Annotated in this window: 17 protein-coding genes; 7 read left to right on the forward strand and 10 right to left on the reverse strand. The window is 71.9% G+C overall.

Annotated elements, in window-relative coordinates:
• From BCL65_RS14945 to ctaE, 5 genes are all read right to left on the reverse strand, one after another.
• The coding region (locus BCL65_RS14945) for a superoxide dismutase (protein WP_106269309.1) at positions 1-458 on the reverse strand (458 nt) is incomplete at its 3' end.
• A 166-nt stretch (positions 459-624) separates the two neighbouring features.
• Positions 625-2,331, reverse strand: coding sequence for a cytochrome bc1 complex cytochrome b subunit (gene qcrB, locus BCL65_RS14950; RefSeq protein WP_106269310.1), 1,707 nt, complete (start codon positions 2,329-2,331; stop codon positions 625-627).
• The gene (gene qcrA, locus BCL65_RS14955) at positions 2,328-3,374 is read right to left on the reverse strand and encodes a cytochrome bc1 complex Rieske iron-sulfur subunit (protein WP_243401108.1); all 1,047 of its coding nucleotides are present in this window, start codon (positions 3,372-3,374) and stop codon (positions 2,328-2,330) included. Before qcrA ends, qcrB begins: the two co-directional genes overlap by 4 nt.
• Complete coding sequence (gene qcrC / locus BCL65_RS14960; RefSeq protein ID WP_106269312.1) at positions 3,371-4,153, reverse strand: cytochrome bc1 complex diheme cytochrome c subunit; 783 nt, start codon at positions 4,151-4,153, stop codon at positions 3,371-3,373. The genes qcrA and qcrC overlap by 4 nt, the downstream gene beginning before the upstream one ends.
• 70 nt (positions 4,154-4,223) lie before the next feature.
• Positions 4,224-4,877: an aa3-type cytochrome oxidase subunit III gene (gene ctaE, locus BCL65_RS14965; protein WP_106269313.1), complete on the reverse strand. Its 654-nt coding sequence runs from the start codon at positions 4,875-4,877 to the stop codon at positions 4,224-4,226.
• Positions 4,878-5,079: 202 nt separating this feature from the next.
• On the opposite strand from ctaE, the gene BCL65_RS14970 reads away from it, so the two are divergent.
• Both BCL65_RS14970 and trpD read left to right on the forward strand, forming a co-directional pair.
• Positions 5,080-5,469 (forward strand): response regulator transcription factor, encoded by a 390-nt coding sequence (locus BCL65_RS14970; RefSeq protein ID WP_106269314.1) that lies wholly within the window; start codon positions 5,080-5,082, stop codon positions 5,467-5,469.
• A 58-nt stretch (positions 5,470-5,527) separates the two neighbouring features.
• Positions 5,528-6,592 carry an anthranilate phosphoribosyltransferase gene (gene trpD, locus BCL65_RS14975; protein WP_106269421.1) on the forward strand — a complete coding sequence of 355 codons (1,065 nt, stop codon included), beginning with the start codon at positions 5,528-5,530 and terminating at the stop codon, positions 6,590-6,592.
• Positions 6,593-6,658: 66 nt separating this feature from the next.
• On the opposite strand, the gene BCL65_RS14980 is transcribed toward trpD, so the two are convergent.
• From BCL65_RS14980 to BCL65_RS14990, 3 genes are read right to left on the reverse strand one after another with little or no spacing between them, the layout of a single operon-like run.
• The gene (locus BCL65_RS14980) at positions 6,659-6,940 is read right to left on the reverse strand and encodes an Lrp/AsnC family transcriptional regulator (protein ID WP_106269315.1); all 282 of its coding nucleotides are present in this window, start codon (positions 6,938-6,940) and stop codon (positions 6,659-6,661) included.
• On the reverse strand, positions 6,934-8,694 hold the full coding sequence (locus tag BCL65_RS14985; protein ID WP_106269316.1) for a DEDD exonuclease domain-containing protein: 1,761 nt from the start codon (positions 8,692-8,694) through the stop codon (positions 6,934-6,936). Before BCL65_RS14985 ends, BCL65_RS14980 begins: the two co-directional genes overlap by 7 nt.
• Before the next feature lie 35 nt (positions 8,695-8,729).
• On the reverse strand, positions 8,730-10,538 hold the full coding sequence (locus BCL65_RS14990; RefSeq protein WP_106269317.1) for an AMP-dependent synthetase/ligase: 1,809 nt from the start codon (positions 10,536-10,538) through the stop codon (positions 8,730-8,732).
• A gap of 212 nt (positions 10,539-10,750) precedes the next feature.
• Between BCL65_RS14990 and BCL65_RS14995 the strand changes: the two genes are divergently transcribed.
• Positions 10,751-11,695, forward strand: a complete 945-nt coding sequence (locus tag BCL65_RS14995) for an ROK family glucokinase (protein WP_106269422.1) — start codon at positions 10,751-10,753, stop codon at positions 11,693-11,695.
• Positions 11,696-11,722: 27 nt separating this feature from the next.
• Here the strand turns inward: BCL65_RS14995 and BCL65_RS15000 are convergent, their stop codons facing one another.
• Positions 11,723-12,244: a hypothetical protein gene (locus BCL65_RS15000; protein ID WP_106269318.1), complete on the reverse strand. Its 522-nt coding sequence runs from the start codon at positions 12,242-12,244 to the stop codon at positions 11,723-11,725.
• Positions 12,245-12,286: 42 nt separating this feature from the next.
• On the opposite strand from BCL65_RS15000, the gene BCL65_RS15005 reads away from it, so the two are divergent.
• The 3 genes from BCL65_RS15005 (at position 12,287) to BCL65_RS15015 (ending at position 15,781) form a co-directional block, all read left to right on the forward strand.
• Entirely contained in the window at positions 12,287-13,099 is an 813-nt protein-coding gene (locus tag BCL65_RS15005; protein ID WP_106269319.1) for a lysophospholipid acyltransferase family protein, read from the forward strand.
• 76 nt (positions 13,100-13,175) lie between these two features.
• Entirely contained in the window at positions 13,176-14,402 is a 1,227-nt protein-coding gene (locus tag BCL65_RS15010) for a pyrophosphate--fructose-6-phosphate 1-phosphotransferase (protein ID WP_106269320.1), read from the forward strand.
• Positions 14,403-14,416: 14 nt separating this feature from the next.
• Positions 14,417-15,781 carry a class II 3-deoxy-7-phosphoheptulonate synthase gene (locus BCL65_RS15015; RefSeq protein WP_106269321.1) on the forward strand — a complete coding sequence of 455 codons (1,365 nt, stop codon included), beginning with the start codon at positions 14,417-14,419 and terminating at the stop codon, positions 15,779-15,781.
• Here BCL65_RS15015 and pknB read toward each other — a convergent pair.
• A complete protein-coding gene (gene pknB / locus BCL65_RS15020; RefSeq protein ID WP_106269322.1) occupies positions 15,768-17,783 on the reverse strand; it encodes a Stk1 family PASTA domain-containing Ser/Thr kinase in 2,016 nt (671 codons plus the stop codon). The genes BCL65_RS15015 and pknB overlap by 14 nt on opposite strands.
• A 64-nt stretch (positions 17,784-17,847) precedes the next feature.
• On the opposite strand from pknB, the gene BCL65_RS15025 reads away from it, so the two are divergent.
• Positions 17,848-18,231 (forward strand): Rv2175c family DNA-binding protein, encoded by a 384-nt coding sequence (locus BCL65_RS15025; RefSeq protein ID WP_243401107.1) that lies wholly within the window; start codon positions 17,848-17,850, stop codon positions 18,229-18,231.
• Positions 18,232-18,236 lie beyond the last annotated feature (5 nt).

The following is an 18,236-nucleotide window of genomic DNA, read 5'->3' on the forward strand; positions in this document are numbered from 1 at the left end:
ATGCCGACCGGGACGTTGGCCTGCTGGTCGAACAGCTGGAAGATGGCCAGGCGCTGGCCGATCGAGTCCCAGCCGAGCACGGCCCAGCCGGAGCCCTGGATGCCGGTGGCGGTCGCGGCGAAGTGGGCCTGGAACGCGGCGAAGGAGCCGAACTGGTCCTTGATCGCCTCGGCCAGCTCGCCGTCGGGCTCGCCGCCGCCCTCGGGGGACAGGTTGTGCCAGAACACGGTGTGGTTGGTGTGCCCGCCGAGGTGGAACGCGAGGTTCTTCTCGTGCAGGTTGACCGCGCCCAGGTCGCCGGACTCGCGGGCCTCGGCCAGCTTCTCCAGCGCGGTGTTCGCGCCCGCGACGTAGGTGGCGTGGTGCTTGTCGTGGTGCAGCTCCATGATCTTGCCGCTGATGTGCGGCTCGAGCGCGCTGTAGTCGTAGGGCAGATCCGGCAGCGTGTAGACAGCCATGCTCTTGTACCTTCCGTTGTCGGGTTCGCGCACCGCGTGGGTGCGCGACGGTGCGGCGCCGATCCGGCGGACGTACCCGCCGGTGCAGGATAGACAGAGACCCGCGCATCTTGCCCGCCGCGGCGGACGAAGATGCGCGGGTCTGTCGACTATCCGCTCAGGAGACTCAGTGCTCCCGCTCGGCGTTCTCGGCCCCCGAGACCAGCTCGGGGGAGTGCTGGGCGGACTCGATCTCGTCGTGCTCGCCGTGCGAGTGCGCGGCGGCGAGCTCGGCGGGCGTGACGGGCTCGACCCGGTCCTCGTAGAAGAACCGCGACAGCTTCTGCCAGCGCTTGTCCTTCTTGTAGCCGGGCCGCTTGACGCCACGGGCGTCCGTCGCGGGCTCGATCTCGAGGGGCTTGTAGGCGTCGTAGTTGACGCGCAGCCACCGCTCCTGCTCGTCCAGGGGGCGGTGCACCTCGATGTACTCACCGTTGGCGAACCGGACGATCCGACCCGTCTCGTGACCGTGCAGGACCAGCTCGCGGTCCTTGCGCTGCAGCCCGAGGCAGATCCGCTTGGTGATCCAGAAGCCCAGGACCGGACCGACGAAGAACAGGATCCGGAACGCCCACGTGATCTGGTTGATCGACATCCCGAAGTGGGTGGCGATGAGGTCGTTCGAGCCGGCGAGCGCCAGGATGATGAACGCGGTCAGGAAGGCCACACCCAGCCCCGTGCGCACCGGCACGTTGCGAGGCCGGTCGAGCACGTGGTGCTCGCGCTTGTCGCCGGTGACCCGCGCCTCGAGGAACGGGTAGACGAACAGGAACGTGAACAGCAGGCCAGGGACGACGACCGCCGGGATCAGGACGTTCAGCGGCAACGTGTACCCGAAGATGACCCACTCGGTCCCGGCCCCTGGCATCAGCCGGAGCGATCCCTCGAGGAAGAGCATGTACCAGTCCGGCTGTGCGCCTGCGCCGACCGGCGACGGGTCATAAGGACCGTAGTTCCACACGTTGTTGATGCTCATCGTCGCACCCATGAGCGCCAGGATGCCGAAGACGATGAAGAAGTTGCCGCCCATCTTGGCGATGTACACCGGGAAGAGCGGGTAGCCCACGACGTTCTTGTGCGTGCGGCCGCCACCGGGGTACTGCGTGTGCTTGTGCAGCACCATGAGGAACAGGTGGACGCCGATCAGCGCGAGGATCAGCGCCGGCACGAGCAGGATGTGCACCGTGAAGAGGCGCGGGATGATGTGCTCGCCGGGGAACTCGCCACCGAAGATGAAGTACGACAGGTACGAGCCGATGACCGGCAGCGACTTCACCACGCCGTCCGTGATCCGCAGGCCGTTGCCGGACAGGACGTCGTCGGGGAGCGAGTAGCCGGAGAACCCGGCAGCCAGGCCGAGGATCATGAGGACCGTGCCGACGAGCCAGTTGATCTCGCGCGGCTTGCGGAAGGCGCCGGTGAAGAAGACGCGCATCATGTGGACCACGATCGAGGCCATGAAGACCAGGGCCGCCCAGTGGTGGATCTGCCGCATGAGCAGCCCGCCACGGACCTCGAAGGACAGGTCCAGCGTCGAGGCGAAGGCCACGGACATCAGCTGGCCCTGCATCGCCTCGGGACCGGCGCCGTGGTACTCGATCAGGGCCATCGACGGATCGAAGAACATGGTCAGGAACACGCCGGTCAGCAGCAGCACGACGAACGAGAAGAGCGCCATCTCGCCGAGCATGAAGGACCAGTGGTCGGGGAAGACCTTGCGGGCGAACTCCTTGACCGCGCCTCCGACGGAGGTGCGCTGGTCCAGGTAGTCGGCCGCCTTGCCGGCGGGGGTCGTCGGCGTGTCAGCGGTGGAGGGGCTGGTGTCGGTGCTCACTTCAGGCGCTCCCAGTAGCTCGGGCCGATGGGCTCGGCGAAGTCGTCCTGTGCCACGAGATAGCCCTCGTCGTCGACGGTGATGGGCAGCTGGGGCAGGGGACGGTTCGCAGGACCGAAGACGACCTTGGCGCCGTCGGCCATGTCGAAGGTCGACTGGTGGCACGGGCAGAGCAGGTGGTGCGTCTGCTGCTCGTAGAGCGCCACGGGGCACCCGACGTGGGTGCAGATCTTCGAGTACGCGACGATGCCGTCGTACGACCAGGTCTCGCCCTCGGGCGACTGGTCGGACCGGAGGTCCTCCGGGTTGAGACGCACCAGGAGCACCACGGCCTTGGCCTTCTCCGTGATCCACTCGTGCGACTGCATCTCCTCCTGGGAGGCCTCCGGGATGACGTGGGCCGCAGAGCCCACGGTCAGGTCGGCGGCCCTGATCGGACGACCGGTCGGGTCGTACGCGAGGCGCTTGTTGCGCTCCCAGAGGGTGTGGCGGAACTTCGAGACGTTCCAGTCGCCGCCGACGCTGGAGATCAGCGGCACGGCGAACGTGAGGGGGAACAGGGCGAGCGCGGAGACCGCGGCACCCTTGAGGACGCCGCGGCGCGCGATGCCGGAGTCCTCGACGCCGTCGGCCAGGTGCTGCACGGCGACCTGACGTACCTCCGGCGAGCTCGCGAGCGTGTGGCGCTCGTCCACGTGCTCGTGGTCGCTCATGAGCGACTTGGCCCAGTGGATCGCGGCGATGCCGATGCCGAGCAGGGAGATCGCCATGGTGACGCCCAGGAGGGCCGTCGACAGGCGGGTCCCGGCGGTGGTGCCGTCGGGCCGGACCGCGAAGTAGACGACGACGCTGGCGATGGCGCCCACGCACGAGATCCCGAAGATCAGCGCGATGAGGCGCTCGTTGCGCTTGGCCGCCTGCGGGTCGACGTCGGTCAGGCGCGACCGGTGGGCCGGGACACCCGGGTCCTCGAACCGCTCGGGGTGGGCCGCGGTGTCCCGGGCCGCGACGTCCTGGCCGGGGGTGTTCTGGTTGTCGCTCACGAGGACTTCGCTCCGATCCACACAGCAGCACCGATCATCAGCCCGAGGCCGACGACCCATGCCCAGAGGCCTTCGCTGACGGGGCCGAGCGACCCGAGGGTCAGGCCTCCGGCTGATCCGTCACGCTGCTCGACGAGGTACGCGATCACGTCGCGCTTCTCGTCAGGGGTGATGTTGGCGTCGTTGAAGACCGGCATCGACTGCGGGCCGGTCAGCATCGCCTGATAGATGTTCTGCTCCGAGACCTCGTCCAGCGGCGGAGCCCACTTGCCCTCGGACAGTGCACCGCCGGCGCCGACGGCGTTGTGGCACATCGCGCAGTTGGTGCGGAACAGCAGGGCACCGTTGGCGGAGTCCCCGAGCTCGGCGTCGACCTGCTCCTCCGTGGGGATCGCCGGACCGGCACCGAGCGAGGCGACGTACGCCGCGAGCTGGGCGGTCTGCTCCTCGTTCATCTGGGGCGGCTTCTGGGCAGCCTGCGGTCCGCTCATCTGCATGGGCATGCGGCCGGTGGAGACCTGGAAGTCGACCGCCGCGGCACCCACGCCGACGAGCGACGGGGCTTCCGGGGTGCCCTCGGCGTTCGGACCGTGGCACGTGGCGCAGTTGGCCTGGAAGAGCCGCTGGCCCTCCTCCACGTCGGTCGCAGTGCTGGCGGTCTCGGCGGTGGCCGGACTCGGCGCCAGGACGGCGTACACGCCGCCCGTGACCAGCAGCGCCAGCAGCAGCAGCACGACCGGAGCGGCCCGGTGGTGCCGGCGGGCGGCGAGTGCCTTCACGAAAATGTCCTCGTCTCGCAGGTGGGTGGTGCAGGGTCAGGAGCGGGGCGACGGGAGTGCCGCCCGGAGATCACTTCAGGATGTAGATCACCAGGAACAGCGCGATCCACACGACGTCGACGAAGTGCCAGTAGTAGGACACCACGAGCCCCGTGGTGACCTCGTGGTGCGTGAACCGCTTGGCGCGGAACGAGCGCCCCAGCAGGAACAGGAAGGCGATCAGGCCGCCGACCACGTGCAGGCCGTGGAACCCGGTCGCCAGGTAGAAGACCGACCCGTAGGCGCTGGACGAGATCGTCAGGCCCTCGTGGACGAGCTCGGCGTACTCGAAGATCTGGCCGGAGACGAAGAACGCGCCCATGAGGAACGTCAGCGTCATCCACTCGTTCATGCCCCACCTGCTCACCTGGAGCAGCGAACCGGTGCGGACCGGCTGGAAGCGCTCCGCGGCCAGCACGCCGGCCTGGCAGGTGATCGAGGAGGCGACGAGGACGCAGGTGTTGATCAGCGGGAAGACCAGCGAGACGTGCGCCGCCTCGGCATTCCACTCCGCCTCCGGCAGCACGGAGCGGACGGTGAAGTACATGGCGAACAGGCCGGCGAAGAACATGAGCTCGCTGGCCAGCCACACGATCGTCCCGACCGAGACGGTGTTCGGTCGGTTGACGGTCACGTGCTGATGGGCGTGGGGGGCAGCAGCCGTTGCAGTCGACACATCAGCCATTATGGCTGACGTGAGGCGGGTTCGAGGACCCGGGGGGTGCGGATGGTGGAGATCAGGTTTACGGAATCTGCAGAATCATGCCGTCTGAGGCGCTGTTCGTGACGGATCGAGCGAGACTGCCACGAAAAGACCACGCACCATCGCTGACCGAGGTGACGCACCTGTGCCACGATGCCACCAAACGTCTGCGAAGGGATGCTCGATGACGACCGGCCCCCGTGTCCTGCTGTACAGCGACGACGCCACCGTGCGCGAACAGGTGCGGCTCGCCGTCGGACCCCGCCTCGGTGCGGGCGCCGCCGAGATCGCCTGGACGGAGGTCGCCACCCGCGACAGGCTCCTCGCCGCGGCCGACGGCCGCCGGTTCGACCTGCTGATCCTCGACGGCGAGGCGGACAAGGCCGGCGGGATGGGGCTGTGCCGGCAGCTCAAGAACGAGGTGTACGCCTGCCCGCCAGTGCTCGTCCTCACCGGACGGGCGCAGGACGCCTGGCTGGCATCATGGTCCCTCGCCGACTCCGTGGTGCCGCGACCGCTCGACGCCTTCGCGGTGCAGCGCGCGGTGGCGGAGACGTTGTCGCAGGCCGCCTGAAACCTCCGTCCCGGCCCACCAGCTCCTGACCCCTGACCTCCCGCCGAAAGTGACCACCGTGCCGACGAACGTCCCGACCGACCTGACCTGGCCCGGCGTGCTCACCGAGCTCGTCGCCGGCGCCGACCTCACCGCCGAGCAGACGGCGTGGGCCATGGACCAGGTGATGTCGGGCGAGGTCCCCCCGACCCGCCTGGCCGGGTTCCTGGTCGGGCTCCGGGCCAAGGGGGAGACGGCGGCGGAGCTCGCCGGCCTCGCGGACGCCATGCTGGCGCACGCGATCCGGATCGAGGTCGCCGGTCCGGCGGTCGACCTGGTCGGCACGGGCGGTGACCGGCACCACACGGTCAACATCTCCACGATGGCGGCCGTGGTCGTCGCCGGGACCGGTGTCCGCGTGGTCAAGCACGGCAACCGCGCGGCCTCGTCGTCGTCCGGATCGGCGGACGTCCTCGAGGCCCTCGGGGTGCGGCTCAACCAGCCCGCCGAACGTGTCGCCGCGATCGCGCACGACGTCGGCATCACCTTCTGCTTCGCCGGGATGTTCCACCCCTCGATGCGCCACGCGGCGACCGCGCGGAGGGACCTGGGGATCGCCACGGCCTTCAACTTCCTCGGTCCCCTGACGAACCCGGCCCAGCCGCGTGCGACCGCCGTCGGCTGTGCCGACGCCCGGATGGCGCCGCTGATGGCCGGCGTCTTCGCGGAGCGCGGCACCAGCGCCCTGGTCTTCCGCGGTGACGACGGGCTCGACGAGCTCGCCGCCACCGGCGGTGCCTCGGTCTGGGAGGTGCGCGACGGCGAGGTCTCGGAGCAGCGTTTCGACGCGGCGGCGGAGCTCGGTCTGGACCGTCTGGAGATCGCGGACCTGCGCGGCGCGGACGCCGTCCACAACGCCCAGGTGGCGCGGGAGGTCTTCACGGGGACCGATCAGGGTCCCGTCCGCCAGACGGTCCTGCTCAACGCGGCGGCCGCCCTCGTGGCCGACGGCACGCTGCCGGGGACGGCGGACGGCACGCTCGCCCAGCGGCTGGCGGCCGGCGTCGAGCACGCCGCGCGCAGCATCGACGACGGGGGTGCCGCCGACGTCGTCGAGCGGTGGGTGGCGGCGACCCAGGCCTGACGAAGCCTGGCGGGTCCCCGACCGGGCGTGAGACTCGGTCTCGCCGCCGCCGTCAGCCGGCGACGGTCAGTCGTCCAGCCCGAGCGCGAACGCCTGCTCGAGCTCCACGTTGGAGTACGCCCGGAACGCGATGAGCGTCTCGGTGCGGAGCACGCCGTCCACCTTGCTGATGCCGTCGGCGATGACGGTCGCGAGGTCGTCGTGCTCGTCGACCCGCACCATCGCCACCAGGTCGGCCTTGCCGGTGACCGAGTAGACCTCGCTCACCCCGTCCAGGTTCGTGACCTGGGTGGCGACCTCGGGGATACGGTCCGGGACGGTGTCGATGAGGACGATCGCGGTCAGCATGCCGCCATCGTATCCGCGCCGCCGAGGGCCAGCGCGACCGACGCCGACACGTCGTCGAGGTCGGCGTGCGCCAGCGCCGAGCGAACGGGGCACGTCCAGGGCCCGGAGACGTGCACGAGACGTACGTGCGGCTGGTCCAGCCAGTCCAGGACGAGGGCTGCCTCCTCCGGGTGGCAGGCAGGAGCCGGCGGCTGGGCGGGTTCGACGACCTCGGCCGTCGCCCGCAGGGCGTCCACGACCGGCAGCGGGTCCTCGCGCGGCCCGGTCACCGCGGTGCCGGCGAGCCGTGCGTGCCGGACGACGACGATCTCCCAGCCGCCTGCCGCCGTCGGGCGCGCCGCGACGAGCTCGGCGCACCGGCTCAACGGGTCCATGCGTTGCGTCCGGGCGGCCGCGCGGACGAACGCCCGCAGCCGGGCCGTCACCTGGCCGGCTTCCTCGAAGCGTTCCTGCCCGGCGAGCCGCGCCACCCGTTCAGCGAGGGCTCGGACGACGGCACTCGGGTCTCCCGTCAGCGCGGTGCGGGCCTGCTCGACCAGCGCCCGGTACCCGGTGTCCGGACCGGTGGTGGCGGTGCACGGTGCGGAGCAGCGGCCGAGACCGGCAAGGGCGCACGGGCTGCGGGGCGAGCGCGCGACCGCCGGCAGGCGCTGGGTGCACTGGCGCAGCGCGATGGCGTCGTGCATCGCCTCCACGGCCGCGGTCGCCGTCCGGCGCGAGGTGAAGGGTCCGATGTGCGGGACGTCGCCCCGGACCTCGGGCACCACCGACAGCCGCGGGTAGGGCTCGTCGGTCAGGCGCACCCACGTCTGGCGCTCCGGGTGCTTGGAGCGTCGGTTGTACCGCGGCGCGTGCTCCGTGATGAGGCGCAGCTCGCGGACCTGAGCCTCGAGCGGTGTCGCGCAGACGACCGGGGTCACGGCATGGGCGATCCGGACCATCTCGGTGATCCGGCGCCGCTTCTCCGCGGCCGTGAAGTAGGAGCGCACGCGCTTGCGGATGTTGGTCGAGGTGCCCACGTAGAGCACCTCCTCGTCCGGTCCCCGGAAGAGGTACACGCCGGGTGCGCTGGGCAGCTCGTCGGCCAGGGTCGACTTGCGCCGGACGTCGGCAGGGACAGGGTCCGCTGCGGTGGCGAGGTCCTCGAGGTGCGTCACGCCGAGCGGTGCGAGGCGCTCGAGCAGGGCGTGCAGGACGTCGACCGTGGCGCGGGCGTCGGCGAGGGCCCGGTGGTCGGGGGAGGTCTGTGCCCGGAAGAGCCGCGCGAGCGTGGCCAGCTTGTGGTTGGGCGCCTCGTCACGAGGGACGACCCGGCGGGCGAGGGGCAGCGTATCCACGACGTCGAAGCCGGGCCACGCGTAGTCCAGGTCGGCGCACGCCGCCCGCAGGAACCCGATGTCGAACGGTGCGTTGTGGGCCACCAGCACGCAGCCGTGGGCGAACTCGAGGAAGCCCGGCAGCACCAGCTCGATGCCGGGGGCGGTCGAGACCATCGCCGTCGTGATCCCGGTCAGCCGGGCCACGAACGCCGGGACCGGCCGACCGGGGTTCACCAGCGACTGGAACTCGCCGAGCACCTCGCCGCCCCGGACCTTGACGGCGCCGATCTCCGTGATCCCCGCGTCGTTCGCCCTGCTGCCGGTGGTCTCCAGGTCCACGACCACGAACGTCACGTCCCGCAGCGGTGTGCCGATGTCGGCGAACGAGGGCTGGACGGCCGTCGCCGGAGGCTGCGGCGCTGGTGCGATCGACATGGCGGGGACGCTAGTCCCCGCCACCGACAGCCGTGTCAGGCCGGGGACTGGTCCCGGTCGTCCACGTAGAGGGCGTCGACGTCGGCGGAGAAGTCCGCCATCACGACGGACCGCTTCACCTTGAGGGACGGCGTCAGGTAGCCGTTCTCGACGGTGAGGTCCTCGGGCAGCAGGGAGAACTTGCGGATCGACTCGGCGCGCGAGACGGCCTGGTTGGCGCGGGTGACGGCGGTGTCGAGCGCGGCCAGGACGTCGGCGTCCGTGCGGGCCTGCTCGACGGTCATCTCCGGCTTGTCGTGCATCTTGAGCCAACCGGGCAGGCCCTCGGGGTCGAGCGAGATGAGCGCCCCGATGAAGGGGCGGTTGTCGCCCACCACGACGCACTGGCTGACCAGGGCGTGGGCCCTGATCCGGTCCTCGAGAGCGGCGGGGGCGACGTTCTTGCCGCCCGCCGTCACGATGATCTCCTTCTTGCGACCCGTGATGGACAGGAACCCGTCGTCGTCGAGCGCGCCGAGGTCGCCCGTGCGGAACCACTCGCCGTCGAACGCCTCGGCGGTCGCCTCGGCGTTGCCGTGGTAGCCGCGGAAGACGTGGATGCCCCGGAGGAGGATCTCGCCGTCGTCCGCGATCTTGACGCCGCACCCGGGAAGCTGTGTCCCGACGGTCCCGATGCGGTTGGCGGCGGGGCGGTTGACGCTGGTCGGCGCGGTGGTCTCGGTCAGGCCGTACCCCTCGAGGATGGTCAGCCCGATGCCGCGGAAGAAGTGACCGAGCCGTTCACCGAGCGGCCCGCCGCCCGAGACGGCGTACCGCGCTTGCCCGCCCAGCGCGTGCAGCAGCTTGCCGTAGACGAGCCTGCCGGCGACCTTGTGCTGAAGGTTCAACCAGAAGGAGGCGCCACCCGTGTCCTGGGCCCGCGACCACTCGATGGCGGTAGCCGTGGCCCACTGGAAGATCTTCAGCTTGCCGCCAGCGGCCGCCTTCTGCTCCGCCGAGTTGTAGACCTTCTCGAACACGCGGGGGACGGCGAGCACGAACGTGGGCTTGAAGGTGCCCAGGCCGGTGGTGACGGTCTTGACGTCCGCCCAGTGCCCCAGCGTGCTGCCGCCGGCGATCGCGAGGATCTCGATGAAGCGCGCGAACACGTGCGCCAGCGGCAGGAACAGCAGCGTGCGCCCCCCGGCGGCGAAGACCTCCGGCACCGCGGCGACGGCGTTGGTCGCCAGCGAGGCGAAGTTGCCGTGGGTCAGCTCCGCGCCCTTCGGTCGGCCGGTGGTTCCCGAGGTGTAGATGATGGTGGCGACGTCGTCCAGACCCGCGAGGCCGCGACGCCGGGTGATCTCGGCGTCGTCGACGTCCGCGCCGGCCGCGGTCAGCTCGGCGACGGCGCCGTCGTCGATCGAGAGGACCTCGCGCAGCGTCGGCGCCGAGCCCTGGATCCCGTGGACCACGGCCGCCAGCTCGGCGTTCTCGGCGACGAGCACCGTGACGCCGGCGTCGGTGACGATCCACTCGACCTGCTCGGGCGACGAGGTCTCGTACACCGGGACGGGGACGGCACCGGCGGCCCACGCGGCGAAGTCGAGGAGCGTCCACTCGTAGCGGGTGTGCGACATGATCCCCACCGGGTCGCCGGGCTGCACGCCCTTGGCGACGAGCCCCTTGGCCACGGCCACGACCTGGGCGTCGAACGCGGCGCTGCTCAGGCTCTCCCAGCCGTCGCCGGCGGGGCGTTCGACGATCGTGGCGTCCGGGTCGTCCGCGACCCTCCTGGTGAGGAGGTCGTTGAGGTTCGACGTCGGGGGCAGCTCCACGAGCTGCGGGGTGATGATCTCGTCCATGCTGACTCCAGTGGCAGGGCTCGTCCGTGGCGGTCACGATACCGGGTCGCACAGGCTGGTCGGACACCCTCGCGCACCATCTGGTGGACGGTACGCCCACGGCGGTCCGCGGTCGGTAGTCTTGTCCCCGGCGCGCTCGGGCGTGCCGACCCGTGTCGGTGCGGCGGAACCCCCCGTCCGACGTCCCCGAGATCGAACGTGAGGTCAGACGCATGCACGCCATCGGAGTCGACATCGGCGGAACGAAGATCGCCGTCGGGGTCGTGGACGAGGCCGGTCGCATCCTGGCCAAGGTCCGGCGGGACACCGCCGCCGACGACGTCGCGAGCATGGACCGCGCGATCGCCGACGCGTGCACGGAGCTGGCCAAGGAGCACGAGATCGGGGCGATCGGGCTCGCCGCCGCCGGCTTCGTCAGCCCTGACCGCAGCTCGGTGCTGTTCGCCCCGAACATCGCCTGGCGCGAGTACCCGCTGGCGCAGAAGGTCTCCGAGCTGGTCGACCTCGACGTGCCGGTCGTGGTCGAGAACGACGCGAACGCCGCCGGCTGGGCGGAGTTCCGGTTCGGGGCGGCCCGCGAGGCGTCCGACATGCTGCTGCTGACGATCGGCACCGGCCTCGGCGGCGCTATCGTCGTCGACCGGGAGCTGGTCCGGGGCAAGTGGGGTGTGGCGGCCGAGGTCGGGCACATGCGTGTGGTCCCCGGCGGGCACTACTGCGGCTGCGGGCACGAGGGGTGCTGGGAGCAGTACGCCTCGGGCACCGCGCTCGTGCGGGACGCACGCCAGGCGGCGACGGCGACGCCGGAGCGCGCCCGTCGGCTCGTGGAGCTGGCCGGCGGGGACCCCGACGGCATCACCGGTCCGCAGATCACGCAGGCGGCGCAGGACGGCGACGAGCTGTCGATCGAGCTGCTCGCCACGCTGGGCCGGTGGGTCGGCGAGGGGTCGGCGTCGGTCGCTGCCCTGCTCGACCCGGAGCTGATCGTCCTCGGCGGTGGCGTCGGTGCGGCGGGCGACCTGCTGCTCGCGCCGGTGCGCAAGGCGTACGAGGCGCAGCTCTCGGCGCTCGGGCACCGTCCGGTGGCGCAGATCGAGCTCGCTCAGCAGGGCAACGAGGCCGGCATCATCGGCGCCGCCGACCTGGCGCGGCGCTGACCTGGCCGGGCGCGTGCCCCGCTCCGCTCAGACGACGGCCCCGGGGTCGTGGTCGTCCGGGTCGCGCCGGTGCGGCATGCGCCAGACGAGGACCGCGATCGCGGCGACGAACGACCCTCCGCCGGCCGGCCCGACCCAGGCCGGCACCGACAGGTCGGGCAGCAGTGCGGTGACGATGACGCCGAGCACCGTCAGCACCGGCACCGCGACGGCCACCGTCCAGGCGAGCGTGAGCAGCGGTTCCCGGTGCGCGACCGGCTCCGGGTCGGGCGGCACGAAGTGGTCCTGGGCCTCCTCGAGCGCCTCGACCTCCGGCGTCGTCGGCCAGTCACGGGGCCCGCTGGGGCGCGCCGGGGTGGCGGCGGCGTCGCTGTCCGCGGGCTCCGCGCCGCTCTGCGCGTCGGGCTGCGCGTCGGGCTGCCGGGCGGCCTCCACGGTGTGGCCGGACTGCTCGACGTCTTCGAGACGTGCGACGATGTCGGACCAACGGGCGTCGACGTCGGCGTCCGGCAGGTCGTCCGGTTCCGCGTCCCGGTTCGGTGAGGCCATGGGACCACTCTATTGTCGTCGGTGACGCCGCGAGGAGGACCGTTGTTCTACTGGATCATGAAGCACGTGCTGGTCGGGCCGTGGCTGCGGCTGGCCTTCCGTCCGTGGACCAAGGGCGTGGAGCACGTGCCGGACGCCGGAGGCGCGATCCTGGCGAGCAACCACCTGGCCGTCATCGACTCGTTCGTGCTGCCCATCGTGCTGGAGCGCCAGGTCAAGTTCCTCGGGAAGTCCGACTACTTCACCGGGCGAGGCCTCAAGGGGCGGCTGGTGGCCGGCTTCATGCGCGGCGTCGGGACGATCCCGGTGGACAGGTCCGGCGGCAAGGCGAGCGAGGCCGCGCTGCGCACGGGCATGCGCGTCCTGGACGAGGGCGAGCTCTTCGGGATCTATCCCGAGGGCACCCGGAGCCCGGACGGCCGGCTCTACCGCGGCAAGACCGGTGTGGCGCGGCTCGCGCTCGAGTCGGGTTCACCGGTGGTGCCGGTGGCGATGGTCGGCACCGACGTCGCGCAGCCGCTCGGCCGCGTGGTGCCCAAGCCGCGGCCGATCGGCGTCGTGTTCGGCGAGCCGCTCGACTTCAGCAGGTACCGGGGGATGGAGTCCGACCGCTTCGTGCTGCGTGCGGTCGCCGACGAGATCATGTACGCGATCCTGCGCCTGAGCGAGCAGGAGTACGTGGACGTCTACGCGGCCACGGCGAAGGTGCGTCTCGCCCAGGGGCTGCCCGTGGACCCCACGCCGGGAGCGGCGCGCCCGGCCGCGGAGCCGGAGACGTTCGTGGCCGACGAGCCGACGGACGCGACCGGGCCGGCCGCCCCGGCGGCGAAGGAGACCGAGGACCCCACCGGCTGAGACGCCGTCACGGCCGCGCCCGGGGGCTCATAGGATGGGGAGCGTTCTTCATCCCCCATCGAGAGGTAGCCCCCTCATGTCGGTCCGTCGTGTGGCCCTCCTGACCGCCGGTGGTTTCGCACCGTGCCTGTCGTCCGCGGTCGGTGGCCTCATCGAGCGTTACACCGAGCTCGACCCGTCGATCGAGATCATCGCCTACCAGTACGGCTACCACGGCCTGCTCACCGGCACGAAGATCGAGATCGGGCCGGAGGCCCGTCAGCAGGCCGGAGTCCTGCACCGCTTCGGTGGTTCGCCGATCGGCAACTCGCGCGTGAAGCTCACCAACGCGGCCGACTGCGTCAAGCGCGGTCTCGTGGCGGAGGGGCAGGACCCGCTGCACGTCGCCGCGGAGCAGCTCCAGGCCGACGGCGTGGACGTGCTGCACACCATCGGTGGCGACGACACGAACACCACCGCGGCCGACCTCGCCGCGTACCTGGCGGAGAACAGCTACGACCTCACCGTCGTGGGGCTGCCCAAGACCATCGACAACGACGTGGTGCCGATCAAGCAGTCGCTCGGCGCGTGGACCGCGGCCGAGGAGGCTGCCGGCTTCGCCGCGAACGTCATCGGCGAGCACCGCTCCGGGCCGCGCATGCTCATCGTCCACGAGGTCATGGGGCGGCACTGCGGATGGCTCACCGCCGCCGCGGCCGCGGAGTACCGCAAGTGGCTGGACGCGCAGGAGTTCGCCCCGGCCCTTGGCCTCACCCGCGAGCGCTGGGACGTCCACGCGGTGTTCCTGCCGGAGCTGGCGCTGGACCTGGAGGCAGAGTCGGAGCGGCTCCGCTCCCTCATGGACACCCAGGGCAACGTCAACATCTTCCTCTCGGAGGGTGCGGGCATGCACGAGATCGTCGCGCAGCTCGAGGCGGCGGGCGAGGAGGTCCAGCGCGACCCGTTCGGCCACGTCAAGCTGGACACGATCAACCCGGGCCAGTGGTTCGCGAAGCAGTTCGCGGAGAAGCTCGGTGCGGAGAAGGTCATGGTCCAGAAGTCCGGCTACTACTCGCGCGCCGCGGCTGCGAACGCCGAGGACCTGCGCCTCATCAAGTCGATGACCGACCTGGCCGTCGAGTGCGCCCTGCGCGGCGAGGCCGGCGTCATCGGCCACGACGAGGAGGACGGCGACCGGCTCAAGGCCATCGAGTTCCCCCGCATCGCCGGCGGCAAGGCGTTCGACGTGCACACCGAGTGGTTCGGCGAGCTGCTGGCCGGCATCGGTCAGTCCCTGGTCCCGGCCCAGCCGGCCGAGCACTGAGGCGGTCGGGCACCATGAGCACCGCCGTCGACACCGTCGCGCCGGGGACCGACCCGGACGGCCTCGACCGGTTCCGCGGCCTCGAGGCGCGGCAGCAGCCGGTCTGGCCCGACCCTGACAGGCTCGCCGCGGTCGTGGCGAGGCTGTCGGTCGCGGCGCCGCTCGTGGTGCCCGCCGAGGCGGACACGCTGACGGAACGTCTCGCCGCCGCCGGGCGCGGCGAGGCGTTCCTCCTGCAGGGCGGGGACTGCGCGGAGACGTTCGCCGACGCGAACGCCACCCGCATCCGCAACAAGGTCCGCACGATCCTGCAGATGGCGGTCGTGCTGACGCACGGTGCCAGCACGCCCGTCGTCAAGATGGGGCGTCTCGCCGGCCAGTACGCCAAGCCGCGTTCGTCGGACGAGGAGACGCGCGACGGCGTCACGCTGCCCTGCTACCGGGGCGACATGATCAACGGCCACGCCTTCACCCCGGAGTCGCGGATCCCCGACCCGGCGCGCCTGGAGCAGGCGTACCGGATCTCGGCGGCGACCGCGAACGTGGTGCGGGGATTCACGCAGGGCGGCTACGCGGACCTGCGGCGCGTGCACGAGTGGAACCGGGGGTTCATGCAGAACCCCGCCTACGCCCGTTACGAACGGACGGCCACCGAGATCGACCGGGCGATCCGCTTCATGGACGCCTGCGGCGCCGACTTCGACGCGCTGCGCACGGTCGAGTTCTTCGTGAGCCACGAGGCGCTCGTCCTCGACTACGAGCGAGCGCTGACCCGGGTCGACGCCCGCACCGGGAAGCCGTACGGCTCGAGCGCGCACTTCCTGTGGATCGGTGAGCGCACCCGGCAGCTCGACGGTGCCCACGTCGAGTTCCTCTCCCGGCTGGCGAACCCGATCGGCGTCAAGCTCGGCCCGACGACGAGCCCCGACGACGCGATCGCCCTCGCCCGTCGCCTCAACCCGGAGAACACCGAGGGGCGCCTGACCTTCATCACCCGGATGGGTGCGGGCAAGGTCCGCGACGTGCTGCCGGACGTCGTGGAGAAGGTGACCGCCGCAGGCGTCGCGGTCACCTGGGTCACCGACCCGATGCATGGCAACACGATCACCTCGGAGTCGGGCTACAAGACGCGCCGGTTCACGGACGTCCTGGACGAGGTCACCGGGTTCTTCGAGGTGCACCGCAGCCTGGGGACCGTGCCGGGGGGCCTGCACATGGAGCTCACCGGCGACGACGTCACCGAGGTGCTCGGCGGGAGTGAGGAGATCTCCGACGCCGGGCTGGCCGAGCGCTACGAGACGCTCGTCGACCCCCGGCTCAACCACCAGCAGTCGCTGGAGACGGCCTTCCAGGTCGCGGAGATGCTCACCAGACGGTGAGCGTCACGGTGGTTCCCACCGGGGCGGTGCCGTCGACGTCCTGGAACCTGACCGTGTCGAGCAGCCCGCCCAGGTAGCGGTTGACGTCCACCTCGAACCCTGCCTCCTCCAGCGCGGCGGTGGCCTCGTCGCTCGACATGCCCACGACGTCGGGCACCTCGGCGTCCGGCGGCCCCGAGGACAGCGTCAGCGTCACCGTGTCGGTGCGCCGCGCCGTCGTGCCCTGCTCCGGGTCCTGGCTCAGGACCCGGCCCTCCTCGACGTCGGTCGACGGCTCGGGGTCGGCGTACTCGACCTCGAGCCCGGCGGCGTCGAGGTCCGACGCCGCGCCGTCCTTGCTGCGGCCCACCACCTGCGGCACGCGGACGGGCGCCGGGCCGTCCGAGACGGTCAGGCGCACGGTGGTGTCGTGCGGCTGCTCGGAGTCCTCGGGGACCGAGACGCCGAGCACCTCACCCTCGGGCGCGGCGTCGTCGTGCTCCGGGCGGGCCGGGCCGACGTCGAACCCGGCCTCGCGCAGCGCGGAGGTGGCCTCGGCCTGCGGGGCGCCCACGAGGTCGTCGGGCACCGCCAGCATGAGCACGCCGAGCGACACGGTCAGCGCGACCGTGCCGTCCTTGCGCACGCGCTCGCCGGGGGCGGGTTCGGTGGACACGACGTCCCCGGCGGGCACGGCGTCGTCGTGGGCCTCGGTGGTGCTCGCGTCGAGGCCGTCGGCGGCCAGCAGGGCCAGGGCGTCCTCCTCGGGGAGGCCGGCCACGTCGGCCGGCACGGTCGTCCAGGCGCCGGGGCCGTCGGCAAACCACCACCACGTCCCGAAGGAGCCGCCGCCCAGCAGGAGGACGAGCGCGAGCACCCCGGCGAGCACGGCCCGACGACGGCGGCGCGGCCGGGCGGTACCGCCGTCGTCCGGCGCGGTCCCGCCCGTCAGGGCCGTGGTGGGAGACGTGACGACGTGCTCGGTGTCGTGGCCCGGCGCGGAGACCTCCGCGAAGAACCCGGTGGGGATCTCGTCGACGCCGTCCGCCGGAGAGCCGTCGGGGATGTCGTCGAGCTCGGGCCGGACAGGTCCCGACCCGTCCGGCCCGTCGGGTCCGTCGGGTCCGAGGGGCACGGACGGCCGGTCCGCGGACCGCTGGAGGACGTCGTCGTCGAGCACGGCGCGCAGCCCGAGCACGGCGGCGAGCGCCGCACCGGCATGGGTCGGGCGCCGGCCCGCGTCCCGCGCGGTGAAGGCCGCCACCAGCTCGTCGATCTCGGCCGGGAGCCAGTCGACCCGGTCGGACGGCGGCGGGAAGTCCTCGTGGACGTGGTGGAAGGCCACCTGGATCGGCGGCTCGCCGGGGTAGGGGAGTGCGCCGGTCAGCATCTCGTGCAGCAGCACCCCGACGGCGTAGACGTCCGTCGAGGGCGTGCACCCGCCGGACGTGATCACCTCGGGCGCCAGGTAGGCGACCGTGCCCAGGATGGTGCCGGTGGCCGTCGAGGTGACCTCGGTCACGGCACGGGCGAGGCCGAAGTCGGCGACCTTGACCGCGCCGTCGTCGCCGATGAGGACGTTCTCCGGCTTGACGTCCCGGTGCACCAGCCCGACGCGGTGGGCCGAGGACAGGGCGGCGAGCACCTGCTCCGCGACGTCCAGGGCCCGGTCGACCGTGAGCGGACCCGCCTGCAGCTCGCCGCGCAGGTTCGTGCCCGGCACGTACTCCATGGTCAGGTAGCTGGTGTCGCCGTCGACGCCCTGGTCGAACACGGCGACGACGCCGGGGTGGGACAGGCGCGCGGACGCCCGCGCCTCCCGCCGGAACCGCGAGACGAAGCTGGCGCCGTCGACCCCCTCGGCGAGGTGGGCGTGCATGACCTTGAGCGCGACCTCGCGCCCGAGACGGCGGTCCCGTGCCCGGTAGACGGTGGCCATGCCACCGCGGGCGACGCGCGCGACGATCTCGTACCGCCCGTCGACCAGGCGGCCGAGGAGGGGATCGGTCGTCGTGCTGGCCACGCCAGAGAGTGTATTTGGGCCGACGCCGCTCGGCGCGCAGGCGCGGCCGGGCTACGCTGACGCCGTGAGCGATGCACCGCAGGACCTGCCCCTGGACGACCTCGTCGGCGACTGGCTGACGTTGCCCGATCTGGCGGAGGCGCTCGGCGTCGAGCCGAGCCGCGCCCGCGGGCTGGTGGCCTCCCGGCACGTCATCGGGGTCAAGCGCGGTGAGCGCACGACGTTCCAGGTGCCGGCGGCCTTCGTCGTCACCGGTGCCGAGGGCGAGCCGGAGGTGCTCGAGACGTTGCGCGGCACCGTCATCCTGCTCTCCGACGCCGGGTTCTCCGACGCCGAGGCGCTGCGCTGGCTCTTCACCGCGGAGGACACCCTCGGCGCCTCACCCGTCGAGGCGCTCCGCTCCGGGCGTCGCGCCCAGGTCCGGCGCCTGGCGCAGGCGCTGGCCTGACGGCG

Origin of the sequence: Isoptericola halotolerans (assembly GCF_003003075.1) — a bacterium.
GTDB classification, from domain to species: domain Bacteria; phylum Actinomycetota; class Actinomycetes; order Actinomycetales; family Cellulomonadaceae; genus Isoptericola; species Isoptericola halotolerans_A.

What these genes read in the sequence shown, in the direction of transcription:
- BCL65_RS15000 (WP_106269318.1), bottom strand. Translation starts at nt 12,244, where the DNA reads ATGGCCTCACCGAACCGGGACGCGGAACCGGACGACCTGCCGGACGCC.
- ctaE (WP_106269313.1), bottom strand. Translation starts at nt 4,877, where the DNA reads ATGGCTGATGTGTCGACTGCAACGGCTGCTGCCCCCCACGCCCATCAG.
- BCL65_RS14995 (WP_106269422.1), top strand. Translation starts at nt 10,751, where the DNA reads ATGCACGCCATCGGAGTCGACATCGGCGGAACGAAGATCGCCGTCGGG.
- BCL65_RS15015 (WP_106269321.1), top strand. Translation starts at nt 14,417, where the DNA reads ATGAGCACCGCCGTCGACACCGTCGCGCCGGGGACCGACCCGGACGGC.
- BCL65_RS14980 (WP_106269315.1), bottom strand. Translation starts at nt 6,940, where the DNA reads ATGCTGACCGCGATCGTCCTCATCGACACCGTCCCGGACCGTATCCCC.
- BCL65_RS14970 (WP_106269314.1), top strand. Translation starts at nt 5,080, where the DNA reads ATGACGACCGGCCCCCGTGTCCTGCTGTACAGCGACGACGCCACCGTG.
- BCL65_RS14990 (WP_106269317.1), bottom strand. Translation starts at nt 10,538, where the DNA reads ATGGACGAGATCATCACCCCGCAGCTCGTGGAGCTGCCCCCGACGTCG.
- BCL65_RS14985 (WP_106269316.1), bottom strand. Translation starts at nt 8,694, where the DNA reads ATGTCGATCGCACCAGCGCCGCAGCCTCCGGCGACGGCCGTCCAGCCC.
- BCL65_RS15010 (WP_106269320.1), top strand. Translation starts at nt 13,176, where the DNA reads ATGTCGGTCCGTCGTGTGGCCCTCCTGACCGCCGGTGGTTTCGCACCG.